Annotated in this window: 5 protein-coding genes (1 of these 5 only partly in view); all 5 read right to left on the reverse strand. The window is 46.1% G+C overall.

Going from position 1 to position 21,622, the window contains the following annotated elements:
- Window positions 1-16,797, reverse strand: partial view of a non-ribosomal peptide synthetase gene (locus BLQ87_RS20345; RefSeq protein WP_074610438.1) — the start only. The gene continues 17,184 nt to the left of window position 1, outside the view; only the first 16,797 of its 33,981 coding nucleotides appear in the window; the start codon lies at window positions 16,795-16,797; its stop codon lies beyond the left edge, outside the window.
- 1,255 nt (window positions 16,798-18,052) lie between these two features.
- A complete protein-coding gene (locus tag BLQ87_RS20350; protein WP_074610439.1) occupies window positions 18,053-19,015 on the reverse strand; it encodes a YihY/virulence factor BrkB family protein in 963 nt (320 codons plus the stop codon).
- A complete protein-coding gene (locus BLQ87_RS20355) occupies window positions 19,002-19,379 on the reverse strand; it encodes a hypothetical protein (protein ID WP_074610441.1) in 378 nt (125 codons plus the stop codon). The genes BLQ87_RS20350 and BLQ87_RS20355 overlap by 14 nt, the downstream gene beginning before the upstream one ends.
- A gap of 98 nt (window positions 19,380-19,477) precedes the next feature.
- Window positions 19,478-20,662 (reverse strand): ABC transporter permease, encoded by a 1,185-nt coding sequence (locus tag BLQ87_RS20360; RefSeq protein WP_074610818.1) that lies wholly within the window; start codon window positions 20,660-20,662, stop codon window positions 19,478-19,480.
- A 5-nt stretch (window positions 20,663-20,667) separates the two neighbouring features.
- Entirely contained in the window at window positions 20,668-21,618 is a 951-nt protein-coding gene (locus BLQ87_RS20365; RefSeq protein ID WP_074610820.1) for an HlyD family secretion protein, read from the reverse strand.
- Between the last annotated feature and the right edge of the window lie 4 nt (window positions 21,619-21,622).

Raw genomic sequence — 21,622 nt, forward strand, 5'->3', positions numbered from 1 at the left:
CAGATCTCTTGGCTGGAATTCATACCCCGCACGTTTCGCTCTGCTGACTACCTGTATGGTAATGATGGAATCTCCACCGAGTTCAAAGAAGTTATCGTGGATGCCGACTTTTTCTACGCGGAGTAAATCTGCCCAGATGCTGGCCAGAGCAAGTTCTGTTGCATTTCTTGGCGCTTCATAATGGTCGGTTAGCGCGGCATTGTTGTCTACCTCAGGCAGCAATTTCCGGTCTACCTTTCCATTGCTGGTCAGCGGGAATTTGTCCAATGATGCCCATAACGCAGGAACCATATATTCCGGTAAACGTGCTTTCAGGAAGTCTATGAGTGCTTCTCTTTTAAATTCTCCTTCTGGTATCAGGTAGGCAACCAGTTGTTTATTTCCACGATGATCCGGACGGGCCATTACTACGGCCTGTTTGACCAGATCGCTTTGCTGTAATACGTTTTCAATTTCACCCAGCTCGATGCGGTAACCACGGATTTTCACCTGATCATCGATACGGCCAAGGTATTCTATATTGCCATCAGGTAACCAGCGCGCAAGGTCTCCGCTTCGGTACATTCTGTCATTTCTTTCCTTAAAGAAAGGATTCGGGACAAACTTTTCGGCAGTCAGCTCCGGTCGGTTTAAATAACCCTTCGCCAATCCTGCACCACCGATACAAAGCTCTCCGGGCACACCAACCGGACTTAACTGGTTGACGGCATTCAGAATATAGACCTGGGTATGGCTTATCGGAATCCCGATTGGCGGTGCCAGTTCGCTGTTTCCTGCAAGCAGTTCATAACTAGTCGTCACCACACTGTTTTCGGTTGGCCCGTAATTGTTGATGATTTTATACCCTAATCCTTCCAGTGAAATCGCCGATAAACGGTCTCCACCGGCAAGCAGGTATTTTAAATTCAAATCACGTCCCCTGCTTTCCGCTACAAATTCCGGAATCAGCACGGTAGATAAAAAGCTATGAGTCACTTCTGCCTGGCTGTAATAATCAACCAGCCCCGAAGGAGACAAACGCAGCTCATCATCAATGATGTGCAGGCTTGCTCCGGCAACGAGTGTTGGCCAGATTTCCCAGCCAAAAGCATCAAAACCAATTCCTGCGGCAGCAGTACTTACGCTTTGCTGATTCAGTTCATAACGCTCCAAATGCCAGCTCAGCAGATTGGAAAGACCGGTATGCGTAATCTCTACCCCTTTAGGCAAACCGGTAGAACCGGAAGTATAAATCACATAAACCAGGTCAGATAAACTGATCTGCGCTTTAGGAGCAGTTACCGGATACCCTTTTGTAAACACATCAAAATCAGCAGCATCCAGAACTTTCACATTTTCCGGAACCTGAAGACCGGAAAGCAAAGCATGGTTACTGATCAGTAAATCCGTTCCGCTATCTGAAAGCATATACAGAATTCGGTCTGCCGGATAACCCGGATCAATAGGCACATAAGCACCTCCTGCTTTCAGAATCCCTAACAGACTAATAATCACTGCGGCAGATCTTTCCAGACATACGGCAACCAACACACCAGCTCCTACCCCGTGATCGCGCAGGTAATGTGCCAGACGGGAAGATTGTTCGTCCAGTTCCTGATAACTAAGCTGTTCATTTCCAAAAACAATTGCCGGATGTGCAGGCGATAAAACAGCTGCTTTTGCAAAACGTGCAACGACATCGGCCGTCGGCAATGCCGAGATACTTTTTGCATTAAAGTCATGTAACAATTGTTGCCTTGCAGCCGCACTGAAAATATCCAGGTCAGCAAATGTCTGCACTTCTGAAGCGATCATTTGCTCCAGCGCTGCTGAGAAATGACCGGCAATAGATTTCACATCTGCTGATGACAACAGGTTATTGTAATTGAAGTCAATGGTAATTTCGCTTCCAGCAATGATAATGATGCTGAGCGGATAATTGGTATGTTGTTGTCCAACATCCACATTACTCAACTTTAAGCGCCATGGCTGGGCTTCAAGCGCTTTGCTCAGCGGATAGTTTTCAAACACCATCAGCGTATCAAACAGATCGCCGGTAATGCCCGACAAGCGTTGTATTTCGCTGAGGCTGTTGTATTGATAAGCCCTGCTTTCCAGTTGTTCCGTCTGGATCTGCTGAAGGCTATTGCTAATATTTTCAGATAAGCTGATCTTCCCATGGAAAGGCAAAGTATTGATGTACATCCCGATTGCGGATTCTACACCGGGAAGATTTTCAGGTCTGCCGGATACCACAACGCCGAATGAGACTGCTGTCCGACCGGTATACCGGTAAAGGAGGTAAGACCAGACGCCCTGCATCAGCGTATTCAGGGTCACCCTGTTTTGCTGCGCATAACGCGTTAAACGGGAAGTAAATGCGGCATCAAAATGAATAACTTCATCTCCATATTCACCATGGCCTTTCGTCCGTTCCGACTGATTGCTGATAAATGGCAATAAGGTGGATTCTTGTAACCCATCCAGGTATTGTTGCCAATAGTGCTCTGCGGCATCCTTATCCTGTCGTTCTATATAACGGATATAATCCTCATAACGGTCTTCTTTAAGGACTTGCAATGGTTTTCCATTGGACAACTGCTCATAATTGTTCAGCAATTCTTCCATCAATACCGGCATAGACCAACCATCGAGTAAAATATGGTGATGGGTAAGGCAGAACACATAACGGTTTTCCTCCAATTGCATCAATGCGATGCGCATTAAAGGGGCTGTGCTAAAGTCAAAACCCTTGTTCAGGTCTTCGCCTTTGTAATGCTTAACGGCCAGTTCCTGTTCCTCAGCGGTAAGCCCGGAATAATCCAGAAAGGTTACCGGAATCTCTGCTGTTGCATATACACACTGCACCTGGAACACATCATAATAAAATGCACTGCGCAGGATGCTGTGTTGTTTTAACAGGTGTTGCCAGGCGGCGATGAAAAGGTCGATATCGGCGTCTTTCAGTTCGGCAGAAAATTGCTGTACGTAGGCACCGGGCTGTTGTGCATAAGCAGCCGATTGCTGGTCATTTAAACTATGCTGATCGTATAAACTATGGAACAGCATGCCTTCCTGCAAACCACTCAACCTGGAAATACTTTCCACTTGCCCTCTTCTTACACTTCCCTGATGATTGGCATCCAGGAACTGATCCAGCTCAGTATAGCTGATTAATCCACCCAGGCCATAATCAGATGGACTGAAAGCAGGTACTTCCCTCTCCAGACAATGCCGGATCAGGTTTTCAAGGTTCGACAGGTAGTTAGCCGCCAGTTTAGCAATACTTGCTTCCTCAAAATGAAGCGGACTATAGCTCCAGTACATCCGCAATTCTCCTTCGATGACCATACTGTTCAGGGCAAGTTTTCCCTGTACCTGAACATCTTTTCCTGCGGATGAACCGAACTGTTCCCAATGCGGAGTCGTGTAAAGTCCTGCCGTACCCGCATTGCCCGACTGCCCCAGGTAATTGAACAGGACTTCCCAGGTATCCTTACCTTGCAGGGATTCGGCCCTGCTCATGTATTTCAAGACACCATATCCGATTCCTTTATCCGGAACCTGACGCAATTGTTCTTTAATGTTTTTCAATTGTGATCCGGGATCTGTCCCCGTTTCTGTTTCTGTTTCCAGCTGAAGTAAAACAGGGAACATGGTCGTGAACCAACCTATCGTCCGGCTGGTATCCAGCTCCGCATGGAGATCTTCACGCCCATGCCCTTCCATTCCCAGCAACACGGTGTTGCTGTTGTTGTGAGCGGAAAGTGTTTGCGCCAGTGCACACAATAAGATATCGTTGATTTCTGTATGGTAAGCTTTGGGAACTTCTTTCAGCAATTGCGCCGTGGCTTCAGTGTTCAGTTTCCCGATATGGGTCCTGACATCATCCATAGTGACCGGACCTTCGAAATAATGGTCCGTCACCATTGGCTCAATAGCCCGGCTGTTCTTTTTCCAGTAAGCTTCCTGATTGCGTAAACGGCTGCTCTTTGCATACTCATTCAATCCGCCATACCATTGACGGAAAGAACTTGTTTTGGGACCTAAGACTTCTTCAACCGACTGACTTTGTTGTTGCAGCAGTTGTTCCAGATCCTGACTAAGGATGCGCCAGGAGATTCCATCCACCACAAGGTGATGAATCACGAGCAACAAACGGTTCGCCTCTTCCTGATCAGGACTAAGTAATAAAGCCGCCTGTACCAATTTTCCCCGCACCAGGTCCATACCCTCTTGTAAAACTTCTAATTTGGCAGTAAGCGCAGCCGAAAAATCAGCTTCCTGATTGGGTTCAATGACTTCCAGTTCCAGGCTGGCCCCGGTGTAACGCTGGTGCCAGGTTCCTTCTTCCTGATGGTAAGCAAAACCTAAAGCATCGTGATGGCTCAATAATTTATGTAGCGCCAACTCCAGTTCTGCCGGGCTAACGTGCTTGTCGACAGTAAATACCAGGTGTTGGTTATAATGGGAATGGTCTGCGATTTCGGAATCCAGAAACCATTGTTGTATCGGTAATAAACCGCTCTCTGTGCTAAGCTGTCCTTGCTCTGCCTTTATTGAACCCTGCTCCTGTACTTCCAGCAATGCCGCAAGTGCTGCAATGGTCTGACAGCTGAACAAATCCCGCGGACTGAGTCCGTAGCCTGAGCGTCTGGCCCTGCTGATCACCTGAATACTGATGATAGAATCACCTCCAAGTTCAAAGAAATTGTCGTGAATACCTACTTTGGCGATGCCCAGCAGGTCTTCCCAGATGAGCGCCAATGTCTGTTCTGTTTCATTGCGCGGACCAGTATACTCCTGATCACTTAGCTTTTCCGAATCAGGATCAGGAAGTGCTTTTTTATCCACCTTTCCGTTACTGTTTAACGGGAATTGCTCCAGAAGCACCCATAATGCAGGCACCATATACTCCGGCAACCTGGTTTTCAGGAAGTTCATCAGTAATTCACGGTCGGCCGTTGTTCCTTCCGGAACCACGTAAGCCACCAGGCGTTTATTGCCCCGTTCATCGGCTGTTGCCAGCACGAGTGCCTGTTTAACCTGAGGGTGTTGTTCCAGGGTGTTTTGAATTTCCCCCAGTTCGATCCTATAGCCTCTGATTTTCACCTGATCGTCATTACGGCCTACATAGCTCAGGTTTCCGTCTGGTAACAGGCGGCACATATCCCCGGTTTTGTACATGCGTTCTCCATTTACAAAAGGATCTGCAAGGAAACTTGCAGCAGTCTGATCAGGACGGTTCAGGTAGCCGCGGGCCACCTGAACCCCGGCGATGTACAACTCTGCCGTTACTCCGGCCGGCACCGGGCGCAATTGTTCGTCCAGCAGGTAAGCCCTGCTGTTGCCCAGTCCTGTTCCTATCGGCACGCCTTCTGATAAAGAAGCGGAACTTTGCGGATATTGGTATTCGAGGGCAGTTACCGTTGTTTCGGTAGGCCCGTATTCATTATAAAAGGTCACATAAGGTTTCCATTGTTCTGCCAGGGTACTGCGGCAATACTCTCCACCGGAAATGACCCTTTTCAATCCTTCATAACTTCCTGCTTCCAGGGTTTCCAGGAATCCTGGTGTAGCGTGCAGGTGGGTAACTCCTTCTTTATTCAATAAGGCGGTCAATGCTTCCGGGTCGAGACGCGTATCTTCATCCGGCAGTACCAATGCTGCTCCTGTGGATAAGGCCAGAAAGATCTGTTCCACCGAAGCATCGAAATTATAGTTCGAGAATTGCAGAATTCTTTCCCTCTGGTCTATGCCAAATTTTTCAGCCTGATAAGTAATCAGGTGCACTACACTGCCATGTTCTACCAGTACCCCTTTAGGCTGGCCTGTTGAACCGGAAGTATAAATCACATAAGCAAGATCCGAAGGAAGCGGATTTGGCAAGGGGATTGTTGAAGTACCAGAAGATCTGGAAGAACCGGAAGGTGTAGCAACAGCTGAAGGTTCGTCTGCTAAAACCGAAGGTTCATCCACAAAAATCAATGGCAATGTCTGATTTTCCAGCAATGCAGAACTTTCGCGGCTCGTCAGAATCATCGAAGCATTGATGTCCTTCAGGATATAGTCGATACGTTCTGCAGGATAAGCGGTATGTAAAGGCACATAGGCTGCACCTGCTTTTAATACTGCCAATATTGAGATCAGCATTTCCGGAGACCTTTCGATAAATATCGGAATCAGCACATCCCTTCCCGCGCCAAGGCTGATGAGCTGGCGGGCAAGCTGGCCGGCCTGCAGGTCAAGCGCTTCATAAGTCAGCTGATGTTCTTTAAAAATCAAAGCCACTGCTTTGCCAGAAGCCGCCACCTGAGCGTCAAAAAGACCAGTGAGGGTTTGTTTGGAAGGATAACTAAAATTACCTTCATTTAAACCTGAAAGCAATTGTGTTTTTTCCTCAGCACTCAGTATCTCAATCGCATTGAGTTTGATGTTTTCAGTTGCGGTAACCTGCAACAGGATATTTTGCACGTGTCCTGAAATTCTGCTGATTTCTTCATCGCTCAGCAGACTGCTGTTGTATTCAAAACGGATGTTAATTTCATGTCCCGCTTCAACGGTAATGCTCAGCGGGAAATTCGTTTGTTCTTTCACCTTTACCGATGAAAGCTGTAATTTCCATGGACGCGCCAGGACGGCTTCATCTACCGGGTAATTCTCAAATACCAGGATACTGTCGAACAACACGCCCGAAACCGGACTTTGGCGCTGGATATCACTCAATGCGGTACATTGATATTCCCTGCTCCGCAATTGTTCTTCCTGTATCGTCCTTAACCAATCTCCCATTTCCTCTTCCTGATTAATCAGGGTATGTAAAGGCAAGGTATTGATGTACATCCCTACCGCACGTTCTATTCCCTTCATGGTTTCCGGTCTGCCGGAAACCGTAACCCCATACACCACATCTGTACGGCCGGTATAGCGGTACAATAAATACGCCCAGATTCCCTGGATCAGCGTGTTCAGCGTGATCCGGTTTCTCTGTGTATAGGCAGCAATGCCCGCCCTGGCATCCGAAGCGATCCGAAGGTCTTTGGTACGGAATTGCCCGATTCCACCGGCATGTCCGGCGGTTGAAGAAATGAAAGGCAAGAGACTACTTTCCGTCAAGGTCGACAGGTATCCTGCCCAGTAATTATTCGCTTCTTCCGGATCAAGTGCTCCGATAAAACGGATGTAATTTTCATAATGGTCCTGTTCGATGCCGGAAGTCTGCTGGCCGATAAACAGGGATTCGTAAATCGTCAGCAGTTCTTCCAGCAATACCGGCATCGACCATCCATCTAGTAAAATATGGTGAAAGCTCCACAATAAACGATACTGCTCATCTGCAAGACGGAACAGCATCAGCCTCATTAATGGGGCATCTGCAAAATCAAAACCCTTCAGACGATCGGCATCCATATAAGCCTGGATTTCTCTTTCCTGTCCAGCTTCTTCCAGTTCCCTGTAATCGATCAGGCCGACCGGTATTTTCAGGTCTTTCAGCACACATTGCACCGGAATGTTAAACACATCATAGTAAAAGGCAGTCCTCAGTACCGTATGTTTCCTAAGCAGGTATTCCCAGCTTTGGGCAAACAGCTCCAGGTCTACCGCGCCCACATTTGCAGAAAGCTGTTCTACATAAGCTCCGGCACTGGCATCAAATAATCCATGAAAGAGCATTCCTGCCTGCAGTCCGCTAAGCGGATAAATACTTTCGATCTGCTCCGGCCCTGCAGGTAATCCTGCCATAAAAGCATCCAGTTCCGGGTAGCTGATCAGTCCCGACAGCCCAAAATCTGCCGGAGTATAATTTGATGTTTCTGCGGAAGCACAATGGTCAATCAGCTTTTCCAGATGAACCAGGTATTGTGAAGCTAAAAAGGCAATACTTTCTGCGGAGAAATGATAATGACTAAACCTCCAGTCGACCTCCAGTTCTGCTCCTTTAATGCTGCTGTTGATGTAAAGTTTATCCGGCACATTAAAACTTTTGCCTACCGGCGAGCCAGCGGCTTCAGTTGCCGGACTAAGGATGTCTTCGGCAAGCAGCACATTGTCTACCTGCCCGAGATAGTTGAACACCACATCTCCGCAGCTTTGCTGTAATGCAGGAACCCGGTTGATGTATTTAAGGATTCCAAAACCGATTCCTTTTTCCGGGACCTGGTGCAGTTGTTCTTTAATACTTTTCAGCAGGTCTCCTTCTGTTTGTCCAGGCAGCACCTGCAATGAAACCGGATACAGACTTGTAAACCAGCCCACTGTACGGCTATGGTCAATATCTTTGGCAATGTCCTCACGGCCATGACCTTCCATTTTGATCGTTACCGTTTGCTCCCCGTTCCATTCCGACAAGGTAATGGCCAGCGCAGCCAGCAGCAAATCATTGATTTCGGTATGGTAAGCCTTATGAACATTTTGCAGCAAACGGCGTGTTTGCACTGCAGTCAGACTAACGCTCAGGTTACTCGTACCTGAGTACGTAACTGAGCCTGTAAAGTCGTAATCCGTTTTCAGGCGGACATATTGTTTGGATACATTTTCCCAGTAAGCTGTTTGTGAAATCAGGCGGGAATGAGTGGAGTACTTCAGTAAAGCTTCCTGCCATTGACGTACAGAACTGCTTTTTTTGCCCAGAACCACTGCTGTTGTTCCGGAGGAAGTATCTTCCAGCAGCAGTTTAAGGTCCTCCGTCAGGATGCGCCAGGAAACGCCATCCACCGCAAGGTGATGGACGATGACCAGTAAACGGTTTTGTTCCGCTTCCTCCGGCAACTGCATCCATACCGTCCGGATTAAAATCCCCAGTTCAGGATTCAGACTGCGCTGGTATTTTTCGGCCACTGCATTGATCGCTTCAGGAAGCTGATCCATGCTCCAGCTGCTCAGGTCTTCGACATCCAATAGCCCTTGATATTTCCCGTATTCCTGTTCTCCTTCTGCCGGACGATAGGTAAAACGAAGCGCGTCATGGTAATTCACCAAGCTCGCGACCGCCTTTTCCAGTTGCGTCCCTGTGATATGTTTGGCGATGTTTAATAAAACATGCTGATTAAAATGATTTGTTTTTTCTCCTGCGATGTCAAAGAACCATTGCTGGATCGGCAAGAGGCCGGTTTTTCCTTTCAAGGTTCCCTGTTCTGCGAAATTCTCCTGCGCCTTTCTTTGTTCCAGTACTTCTGCCAGCACGGCGATCGTCTGACAAGCGAATAGATCACGTGGCTGCAGTTCATAGCCCAGACGTTTTGAACGGCTGACCACCTGGATCGTCACAATAGAATCGCCGCCAAGTTCAAAGAAATTGTCATGAATGCCGACTGGTGTTACCCGAAGCAATTCCTGCCAGATATGGGTCAGGTCTTGCTCTATCACATTCCGCGGAGCGATATACCGCCCGGCAAACAACTGTTGAACATCTGCCTCAGGTAAGGCTTTCTTATCCACCTTACCATTTTTGGTGAGCGGTAATTTGTCCAGTGCGATCCATATCGAAGGGATCATGTATTCCGGCAGCAGGGCTTTCAGGTAGGCAACGATCCCTTCCTTATCAAAATCTCCTTCAGGTACCACATATCCGATCAGGCGTTTCACCGTTCCGTTTTCTGATTTGGCAAGGACAACCGCCTGACTCAACAATTCACTTTGTTGCAATACATTCTCGATTTCGCCGAGTTCTATGCGGTATCCCCTGATTTTCACCTGGTCATCTATCCTTCCCAGGTATTCTATATTGCCATCCGGTAACCAGCGTCCGATATCTCCAGTTTTGTACAAGCGCTGTCCTTTTAACAAAGGGGCATTGATAAAGCGTTCTTCCGTTAGATCGGGACGATTTAAATAACCTAAAGACAAACCTGCTCCTCCCAGGTATATTTCGCCAGGTAAACCGGCAGGCACTAACCTCAGCTGTGCATCCAGAATATAGGCTGTCCGGTTGTCCAGGGGTTTACCGATCGGAATCAGGCCACTGTTGTCAATAGAAAAAGTAAGTGAAAAGGTCGTGTTTTCCGTAGGTCCGTATCCATTAATGAGTCTGGTTTCCGGATGCGCTCTTCTCATTTTGCCCACATGCTCTGCGGACAATTTTTCTCCACCGGCAAGCACTACAGATAAACCTGTAAATACTTCGATATCTGTATCGATCAGCTGGTTAAACCAGCTTGCAGTAAACCACATCTTCGTCACCTTATGCCGGCGGATTTCTGCTTTCAGCAAACTGCTATCCAGCAATACATCATCACTGCAAAGGATCAGTTGCCCCCCGTTCAGGAGCATTCCCCAATACTCAAAAGTAGTCGCATCAAATGAAGGGGAACCCGTAGACAATAGCACATCATCGCTGTTTAACGACACATAGCTCACTTCTTTGACCAGACTGATGACATTGCTTTGGCTCACCAATACGCCTTTTGGCCGGCCGGTAGAACCGGAAGTATACATCACATAGGCCAAATCGCCCGGATTAACCGATGGAAGCGGGTTTATTTCCCCCGGAAGTTCCAAACGGTCTAATGCGATCAGTTCCAGCTCAGGACTGATGCTGTGCAGCAATTGCTGATGAATACTTCCCGTAAGGGCCAGTATTCCTGCCGTATCCTGTAACATAAAGGAAATCCGGTCCTGAGGATAATCCGGGTCAACAGGTACATAAGCTGCCCCTGCCTTTAAGACCGCCAGAATCCCCGTCATCATGTCCAGACTGCGTTTCATGCAAACCGGAACCAGGGTTCCCGGCTGTACGCCTTTTCCGATCAGATAACTTGCCAGGCGGTCGGAACGTTCGTCCAGTTCCGCATAGCTGAGTGACTGGTCTTCAAATAAGACCGCTTTGTCCTCCGGATTCAGGCCTACCTGTTCCCGGAATGCATCCGCGATGCTCAGTGCCGGATAATCACCGAAGGTATCATTAAACTGCTCCAGTAAGACTTCTTTTTCCGGATCAGCCAGCATTTCTACTGCAGAAATTGGGCCTTCTGCCAGTTGGATAAACTGTTGTAAGACCTGCTGAAAATGCTGCGCGATTCCTGCCGCGTATACCGGATCGATCAGACTTGAATTGTAATTAAGATCTACCTGAATCGTCTCTGCGGTCAGGATGATGATGTTGAAAGGGTAGTTTGTATGTTCGTGTAATCCAATATTTTCCAGTCGCAATTTCCAGGGATGTTCCTGCAGCACTTTGCTCACCGGATAATTTTCGAAGACCAGTAAACTGTCGAAAATATCGCCAGAGATCCCGGAAAGGCGTTGTATTTCATTCAATGTCGTAAACTGATGTTCCCGACTTTCCAGCTGACCGCTTTGCAAAATTTGTAACCAGCGGGTGATGGCTTGATTTTCTTCTACCACCGTATGTAAAGGGAGCGTATTGATGTACATCCCTACTCCTCTTTCCACACCCGGAAGATCTTCCGGACGTCCGGACACAATGATCCCATACGTCACTTCGGCTTTGCCCGTATAGCGCGACAACAGGTAGGCCCAGACGCCCTGCATCATCGTATTCAAGGTCAGCTGGTGCCTTTGGGCAAATTGCTGAACTGCAGTTGTTGCCGCTTTGTCCAGTCTGAATTGTTCCTTTTTATAAAGCCCGAAACCTTTGTTACGGTCGGCGGTACTGTTGATGAATCCCAACAGGCTTCCTTCTGTTACATTTTCCAGGTATTTGCTCCAGTATTTTGCTGCTGCTGCTTTATCCTGACGATAGATATAGCGGATATAATCGTCGTACCTCGTATTTGGTGTCAGGGTAAGGGCTGTTCTGGTGACCTTTGATTCATAGGTACGCAGCAATTCTTCCAGCAATACCGGTAACGACCAGCCGTCCAGCAGAATGTGGTGATAGGTCCAGATCATCTGATAACGATGTTCATCCAAACGGATCAGGCACATGCGCATTAAAGGTATTTCGGTAAAATCAAAGCCCTTTAGCCGGTCTTCCCGCTCATATTCTGCGATGGCTTTTTGTTGCGCCATGCTGTCCAGCTTTCTATAATCCAGCAGGACAACCGGCATTTCTGCTTCCCGGTAAACACATTGTACCGGGACAGCGAATGCTTCATGGTAAAATGCAGTTCTTAAAATGCTGTGCTGAGCAATCAGGTGCTGCCAGCTTTCCAGAAACACCTTTTCATCCAGGTCTTGCAGTCCGCAGTAAAACTGCTGAATATAAGTCCCTGCCTGATCATCATAAAGGCCATGAAACAACATTCCTTCCTGTAAGCCGCTCAATCGTGCCAGGCCTTCGATCTGTTCTTTGCGCGGGGCACCATTGTGCTCCTGCTCCAGAAAATCATCCAGTTCAGCTACGCTAATCAGTCCGCCCAGCTCATAGTCTGAAGGGCTTAACGAAGGATTCGTTTGCGACTTGCAGTGACTGATGATTTCTTCCAGTTTTTCCAGAAAGTTTGCCCCCAGTTCTTTTATATTTTTTTTATGAAAATGAAGCTTACTGAAATCCCATTGAAACTCCAGCACTCCTTTTCTGATCATACAGTTCAGGGCGATTTTATCCCTTAGCGGATATTCCCGGGCAACCGAAAGTCCGAAGCTTTCCCATAAGGGCCTGCAGGCTTGCTCTTGTTTTGTTTCTTCCATTTTCCCCATGTAGTTGAAGACCATGTCCCATGGATCTTCAGTTTGCAGGGAAACTTCTTTATTCAGGTATTTCAATACGCCGAAGCCAAGTCCTTTTTCAGGAACCTGCCTTAGCTGCTCTTTAATATTTTTCAGGATGACACCCGGATCATTGCCTTTAACCTCCAGCAATACCGGGTACAAGCTCGTAAACCAGCCTACTGTTCTGCTCGTGTCCACATCCCCGCTAATCGCTTCGCGTCCATGTCCTTCCAGACCTACAGACACTGCTGACGCCCCGTTCCATTCCGATAAAGTAAGTGCAAGTGCCGTTAGCAGCACATCGTTAATGTCTGTACGGTAAGCCTGTGCAACATCCTGTAGTAAAGCTCCGGTTAGCTTTTCACTGAGTTTCAGGGTAACTGTTCCGGTATCTGCAGTGCTTGCCTGCTGCGTTGTTTTCTTGTCTGTTTTTACCGGAACATAATGTTGTATCGCATTTTCCCAGTAAGGCAATTGCGATGAAAGGGCTGGTGTCCGTCCATATGCCGTTAATGCTTCCTGCCATTGGTAATAGGCTGTTGTCTTTCCTCCTGCCAATTCCGAAAGGGATTTCCCCTTTGCTTCCGGCTGCAGTAACAGCAATAAATCGTCGATCAGGATTCTCCAGGATACCCCATCTATGGCCAGATGATGAACCACCAGTAAAAGCTGATGATGGCTCCTGCTTTCCGGTCCTTTGATCCTTACCGCATGAATTAAGATTCCTTTTTCCAGATCCAGTCTTTTCTGCTGGATGGAGATCAGGGTTTCCATGTCTTCCGGAACGCCTGTAAAAGGAATTTCTTCCAGTATGGGTTCATAGTCCCCATACTGCTGGACTATTGTCCCTTCCTGCTCCCTATAAGAAAAGCGCAGGGCATCATGGTAATGAACCAATGCTTTAACTGCCTGATCCAGCCTTTCTGCAGAGATTTCCTTATCGATTTCTAATAAAATATGTTGGTTATAATGCGCCTTGTATGTGGTTTCTGCTTCAAAAAAATGTTGCTGAACAGGCAACAATCCACTCTCTACGCTCAGGAATTCCTGAGCCGCCTGTGTTTTGAAAAGGACCTGTGACGATAAAAATTCCGCCAATGCGGCAATGGTATAATGCGCAAACAAGTCTTTAGGCTGTACGTTGATGCCCAGTCTTCTCGCCCTGCTCGCCACCTGTATCGTGGTAATTGAATCTCCGCCCAGTTCGAAGAAATTATCGTAAATCCCCACGCGGAATACCCCCAGCAGTTCCTGCCAGATTGCCGCCAGTTGCTGCTCTCTTTCGTTCCTTGGCCCGACATAGGAAGTGCTCATTAAAGCTGAGGCATCAGGCTCCGGTAAAGCCTTTTTATTGACTTTTCCGTTTGCCGTAAGCGGGATCTCCTCAATCGCCATAAAGAAAGCTGGAATCATGTACTCAGGCAGTTTTTCTTTCAGCTTTGCGATGATCAGTTCTTTCTCAAAATCAGTTTCGCTGATCAGGTAAGCCACCAGTCTTTTATGACCGTTTTCATCGGTTTTTACGGCAACCACCGACTGGATAATTCCTTCGCACAATTGCAGTTCTGCTTCGATCTCCCCCAATTCAATGCGGAAACCACGGATTTTCACCTGGTCGTCGATCCTTCCCAGGTATTCGATCGTACCATCCGGAAGCCAGCGGCCAAGATCCCCTGTCCGGTACATCCGGTAAGCGCTATCCGCATCAAAAGGATGGGAAATAAACTTTTCTGCAGTCAGCTCCGGAAGGTTTAGGTATCCTCTGGAAACACAGATCCCGGAAACGGTGATTTCCCCCGCTACCCCTATCGGGCAAAGCTGTAACTGTTGATCCAGCACATATAATTGTGTATTCTGAACCGGTGAACCCAATGGCACATTGATCCGTTCCGGTGTCTCGTACATGATGTGGTGACAGATGTCATCCGATGCTTCTGTAGGCCCGTAAGCATTGACCACCGGGATTCTGCCATAAAAGGGATGGCTAAACCATTGCTTCAATACCGGCTGACTTGCCGCTTCTCCCGTGACCAGTAAATATTCCAACGCCGTCAATGAAGCGACATATTGTTCCTGTAATACCGTGGCCAGGTAAGAAGGAACCACTTCCCAGATGCTCACTTTATCCTGATCAATTGCAGCGATCAGTTTAGCCGGTTCCAGGATCAGTGCCGCAGGATAGATGATCGTTGTTCCGCCACATAACAAGGCCGAAAACAATTGCCATACAGAGATGTCAAAAGTATAGGAAGCGGTAAATGCCACAACCGAAGAAGCGGACAATTGCAGGTCATTCACTTTGGCATACAAGTGGTTTAACATTCCTCCATGTTCCACCATCACCCCTTTGGGCCTGCCTGTTGAACCGGAAGTATAGATCACATAAGCCAGATCTCCCGGGGCCGGGATATTTTCAGGACTGGTATCCGGCTGCAAGGCGATTTGGGCCTCCTCCTCGTCCAGTAACACCAGGCGAACGGCAGGGTTATTCCTGAATTTTTCGGAAAGTCCGGCTGTGGTCAGCAGGGTTGCAGCGCCGGTATCTTCCAGCATATAGCTGATCCGGTCTGCCGGATATTGGGGATCAATTGGCACATAGGCACCACCCGCTTTCATGATCCCGAGGATGCTCAGCAGCATTTCCAGGGAGCGGTCAAAACAAACCGGAACCAGGCTGTCCTTCCCTACCCCTGCAGCCTGCAGGTAATGCGCCAGACGATTTGCCTTTGCATTGAGTTCCTCATAGGTATAGGTTTCATTTTCAAATTTAACAGCGATGGCATTTGGATTTGCGATGGCCTGATCCTGAATGATCTCTACCAGGTTTTGATGTTCCGGATAGGAAACGGTCACCTCGTTAAATTTTTGCATCAGTTCCAGTTCTGCAGGCGGGATAATGTCAATCGCTCCTGAAGGAGCTGTCATCCGGTCTTTGAACTGTCTGAGGATAAACAGCAGACGTTCCGCCAATAATGTCATTTCCTCTTCTGAGAAGAACTGCAGCTGGTAATCAATACTCAATCGTAAAGGCTGGTCTTTACCAAGGTCTTTCCACCAGATTTCCATTGGGTAACGGCCGTGAGCCGTTGGTATTTCATGAAAACTGGCCTTCATTCCTGCTCCGAAATCCAGGTTGAAATCGATCATCGCATAATTAATCACGACTTCCAGTAAAAACTCTTCTGTGGCATTGATTTTAAAATAGCGGCTCAGGTCGCCGATCTGGTAATTGAGGTAGCGGTAATCTTCCCGCTGTGTGGTGGTGATGTGTCTGATCAGGTCGCCGACCGGAAGTTCCGGTTGATAAGTGCCTTTAAAAGGCATGATGCCAGTGAACATGCCCACGATATCCCTTACTTTTTTATTTCTTCTTTTATGTAAAGGGGTACCAAATATAAAATCCTGACGGTCGGTTGTTTTACCGAAATAGATCATCAGGGCGGCAATGGTCAATTGCTGGAGGCTGGATTTGGTTTCTTTCTGCAGCTCTTCCAATAAACGGATGTCGCCCGGAACCAGGTCTACGATCACTGTTCCCGACCTTCGCTGTTCCTGTATATTGTCCAAAAACCTGCGCTGTAACAACTGCTCAGGTTTGGTTTCTATTTTGTCTTTCCAGTATTTTCCTTCTTCTTTATATTCTTCAGAATGATAATAGGCATCTGCTCTCTTTGCTTCCTCCTGATAAGAGACAAACTGAAAATCTGTCTCATTTTTGCTGACCATGGTATTGTATTTACTGGCCACGTAACGGTTCTGTGAAGACAGGCCAAAACCATCTGAGATGAGGTGATGGTATTTGAAAAAGTAATAATGCTCTTCTTCCTTTAATTTAATCAGGTAATGTTCAAAAAGGACATCGTCTTTTTTAAGTTCAAAAGCTTTGTTGAATTGTTCTTTCATCCAGACCAGCAATACTTCTTCAGCGCCTTCCTGCTGGCTATAATCGAGCTCTATCACCTCCAATGTCCTGTAGTTGTCGTCGAACTGAACACGAGGGGTATCCTCTTCGATGTCAAACCTCATCCGGTAAGCATCGAAGACTTCAGGTACCGACTTGACTGCGGCAATAAATATTTCTTTTTCTAATGGTCCTATAATTCGGGTATATCCTCCGATATTATAATAAGGATTACCAACATTGATCAGCTGATCCAGATAAACATCTTTTTGTGCAGGGTGCAAAGGGGACTTACTAATTGACATAATTGTGCATGAGTTTTACGATTGGCCTAAAAAATTTTTGATATACTTTCCCCTCCGGCCAAAATTATTGGCCGTTAAGGGTTCAGCGTGGCGCATCTATTTTTGAAAACAGACTATGATTTTAGCACATAGGAATAGCTTTGTTTAACTTTTTTCGGGTTAAACAGCTTTCCATTCTAAAGAAATAGAATGCCTTCAGATGATATGGTTGACTTAAATTTTCCTTATGCGCTAAGGTCAGCTGTGGAGCTGGATTTAAGTCCCAATATTCTACAAATAAGATGCTGAGGTAGAGGAATACAACAGGAAGAAAGGATCAACAGCGGATGATTATTTCCATTTGTTGAATTGGTATAGCATTTATACTTTCCAATCAGGGGTTCAGTGGGTAGCTTGCCGCCAGTCTGCGGGGCTAATCTTCGATTTTTTAACATGGGATGAATGTTAGTTTGAGAGTTAGGGAGATTTCAGATTTCCGGATTAAGGACTATTATGTGATGATTTTATATATTTTTTATTAAACAATTGATTAACTAAAACGTAAAAACGGCATTCTATTCAATGAAACACAGGGTGATAACCTGTCCACATTTACAGCATAAAATTATCCAGCACAAGTAAACTATTCGTTATGACAAGATTACCATTGACTACACTTCAGCTTATGCTACTATGAACAAAGATAATAATTATCCTAAAAGAAGCAACAAAAATATTACATTACTTACAATTAATTAAAAATACGCTCAAATAACTGAAAAAAGGCACAAACAAGAACCTAATTTAATCTGTTATTAAATAAATACGCTAAAATGACTTAGCTAATCCAACATTAAGCTTTTAAACGAAATCATTTCCTCCCTTAGCCGGTTAATGATTTTCTGGTTCGTTTCAATCTGGCCCATTCCGGTATATTTTATTTTTCTTCGGTTCTTGTTTCAGAAACAAACTAAGAACTGTTATTTAGCGTGTTAGCCCTATACAACATATTCAGGATGTTGACAGGACACCTCTTCCTGTCGCCAGCATCACACAAGCTTCAACCACGGTGCTCGTTCGGTGCCGACCCGGTCAAAACCGTTTAAACAGCTGATAAGCCTCGCGTATAATTCTCCTAAAAAGCAACTATCACTTAAATAACACTAAAATACACTCCTACATTGCCATCTAATTAAATAGAAATAAAATATCATAGCTACCATAAAAAATGGAATACTGGGTGGTTTTACTGGAAATAGAAAACAGTTTAAACGGCTCATTGTTCACCTAACTTCTCTTTATCATTTTCCTGAACCGAGGCTTTACCCGTTTCGATTTCCACTTCTTTTGTGGTTACGGCGTACCTGGAAGGGTAAATTTCAGCGCCATAAACAACCGCATAAGCTTTGGTAAATTCAGCACCGAAATACAGGATAATGGAAGAATAATAAGTCCATAACAGCAAGACCACCAATGATCCAGCAGCACCATAAGTACTGCCGATATTGCTCTGTCCGATGTAAAAGGAAATCGCAAATTTCCCCAGCATAAAAAGCAAAGCAGTAACCATTGATCCCAGAATCACGTCTTTCCATTTTATGATGGCATCGGGAAGGACTTTAAAGATCACGGCAAAGATCAGCGACACGACTATCAAGGTCAGTATCTGGTTTAAGATATAAAAAATAATCACGGAAACTTCTGCAAAGCTGGCCTGAAGACGGGCATTGAATGCATCCAATACGGCCGTTACCGCTAATGACACTAAAAGCAGAAAGCCCAGGCTGATGATTACAGAAAAAGAAAGCACGCGGTTTTGAAGGATTTTCAGCCAGTCGTTCTTAGGCTTCGGCTTCAGCCCCCAGATCATATTTATGGAATCCTGAATGTCGCCGAAAACGGTAGTCGCGCCGATAAGCAAAGCGACAATCCCAATGATGAAAGCTACATTTCCCTTATCACCGATAGCGGCCTTTTTTACCAGGTCCTGTAATTGTAATGCTGTATCCTTGCCCAGGAATTCATTCAACTGGGCGTAAACCTCACCCTGTGCAGCTTCCTGTCCTAAAAAGATCCCGCAAAGCGAGATGATCACCACCAGCAAAGGCGCCATAGAAAAAACAGTATAGTAAGCCAATGAACCGCTTAGCTTAAGGACCTTATGATCTATAAAGCCATGAAAACATCGCTTTAAAATGTCCCAGATCCCTTTTCCTGTTATTTTCTTAGCAGTCTTCATCCGGATCTTCCTCCTCACAATGTTTGTCAAAAAATCTCTTAATGAAAAGATTTACCATCCGGTTTTCTAATCTATCTTTTGTCCATAAGATCAGGAGCGCGATCAGAGTCAGCAGTAAGGCCACAAAACCAAAACCTTTAGTAAAGCTTTGCAAAAGTTCAGAAAGATAGAATGCCAGGGTAAAACAAACGCCCAAAAATGCCATTAATATAAAAATGATCAGACTAAGGCTGCTGATCACATCGGCCATAAGTTTCGATACTTTTTCTACCGCCATTAACCGGAGAGATTGCAGCCGGATATAGGCGTAATCCTTGACAAGATTCCATAAGGTATTTAAATCTGTAGGTTCTTCCGGCTGCATAAAAACAAGTATTTGTTCTTAAAAACCCAGTCGACAGAAAAATAGTTTTAATAAACTTTAAATACATGTTTTACATGTCCATCCAAAGCAAGGGCAAATTAGTTGGGGGAAACCTCCTCTTTTCCAGCTTTTTTCTTCATCTGGTAGATCTTGATGCGGACTGTAATTAAAGCCAGGATACCATACACCAGGATCAGGATACATAAATGCTGGATAGAAGGCATTACATCCGCCAGTGATCCCTGTTGAAAGAGCATCACTTTGTGGGCATTCAGGAATGGCGTAAGTGGCAAAATTGACGACAACCATTGTACACCGATTGGCATGGCCTCCAGTGGCCAGGAATACCCTCCGATAATAAATGCAGGGGTAGCCAGCAACATCAATACTTGTGTAGCCTTTAGCGCACTCGGTAGCAACGCGCTGATAAACACACCCAGAAAAGTAGTTGCCGCAATGAAGAGTCCAGTTGTAACCGCGTAATTCATTAAAGGGCTTGGGATTGGCGCTCTGAAGATATGATGAAACATATAGTAGATACCCAGTATAAAGACACTCATGATCCAAAAAGGAATCACCTTGATCAAAATCGCAGAAAAGGCATTTCCTGCACGCCCTAAAAACTCTTTTTCGAGGGTTTTATTTTCATACTCCCTGGCAAAACTTACTGCAAGGCCCAACAGCAAGACCTGTTGCAAAACCACAGCCAGCACGCCCGGCCACATGTAAGTAAAGTAGTTACCCGTTTCATTGTACAAACGGATATAGTTTACTTTAAAAGGCTCGTATTGCGTTGCGGCCTGCCCGGCGTTCATTCCCTTTTTCTTTAATCCCTGCATGTTAATTCCGGCACTGAATGTCCCAAGGGTAGTTTGCACCCCTTGCGAAGCCATATTTGCCGTCAGCAGGTTGGTTGTATTGATATAGGTATTGATTTCCGGATAGCGTTTTTGCAGGACTGATGCCTCAAATCTTTCCGGGATGACAACGGTAACTACCGCATTCATCTGACGCATCGTTTCCGTGGTCCCATTATTGGTATTTTTAACGCGGACTACCTGCAGCTTTTCATTTTCGCCAAGCATGTCAATCAGCTGGTTGCTTAGCGGCGTATTGTCCAGATCGACTACGATGATCGGCAGGTGTTCTACTTTTCCTTTTTGATAGACAAAGCCGAAAAGCAAGGCATAGATGATCGGTGCCAGCAGAAATACAGACCGTAATGTACTATCGGCAAAGAACAACCCAAATTCCCTTTTTATCAATGCAAAGAAGTTTTTCATAATCATTACAGAATAATGGTCGCGTTGACTAGTAATTTCTCCGCAGCCTGCTGATCATCCGGGATGATTTTCACCTCGTACACCCCTTCCTCCACATCATAGTTCGGATAAGCAGCGGTAATGTCTGCATAACGGGTCAGCTGTTTAACCGTCTGTATTTTTCCTTTTAACTTTTCCTTATTGTAAAGCACCGTGACTTCGATCGCTTCCCCTTTTTTGTAGGCGGCGATTTTACTTTCCGGAATGGTAAACCTGAAATAGGTGGTTGCCGGCAGATAGCCATTAAACAAGGGATAGCCTGCAGTAGCCAGTTCCCCCACCCTGAGACTGATCGTTTCTACCTGCATATCGTTGGTTGCAATGATGTACCTTTCAGACAAAGCAACCTCGACCTCCTGTAATACGCCCAATGCTTGTTCCGCCTGGCCCTGGGTAGCGGTTTGCGTTTCAGGACGCACTCCTTTTTCGGCTTCATTATACTCTGCATTTACTGCAGTCAGTTGTGCTTTGGCACCATTATATTTAGCCGTAGCTTCATCAAATGCCTGTGGGGTCATCATGCTATCGGCAAACATTGCTTTCGCCCTGCTGAAAGATTTCTCTGCAAATCTGAACTGCTCGGTGATGCCGGATTTCTTGGCCCGGAGTTGTTTCAGCTGATTGGCTGTCGCCCCGTTCTTTGCCATATCGCGTTGCGCTCCGGCAGCCTTTACCGCTCCTTTTGCCTGGGATAATTTTGCATTGACTTCAGGTACATCCAGCATCGCCAGAGTATCCCCTTCCTTTACAAAATCACCTTCTTTCACATAAATTTTCAACACACGCCCGGTTACTTTTGGCGCAAAGGCCAGCGTTTCGCGTTTAATCTTACCTTCTGTACTTTTTTCGGGCTTCGAGCAGGCAGATGCTGCCAGGATGAGTACAAATAATACGCTTTTGAATGAAGTGTTCATCATATGT

Source organism: Pedobacter steynii, from assembly GCF_900103665.1.
Taxonomy (GTDB): Bacteria; Bacteroidota; Bacteroidia; order Sphingobacteriales; family Sphingobacteriaceae; genus Pedobacter; species Pedobacter steynii.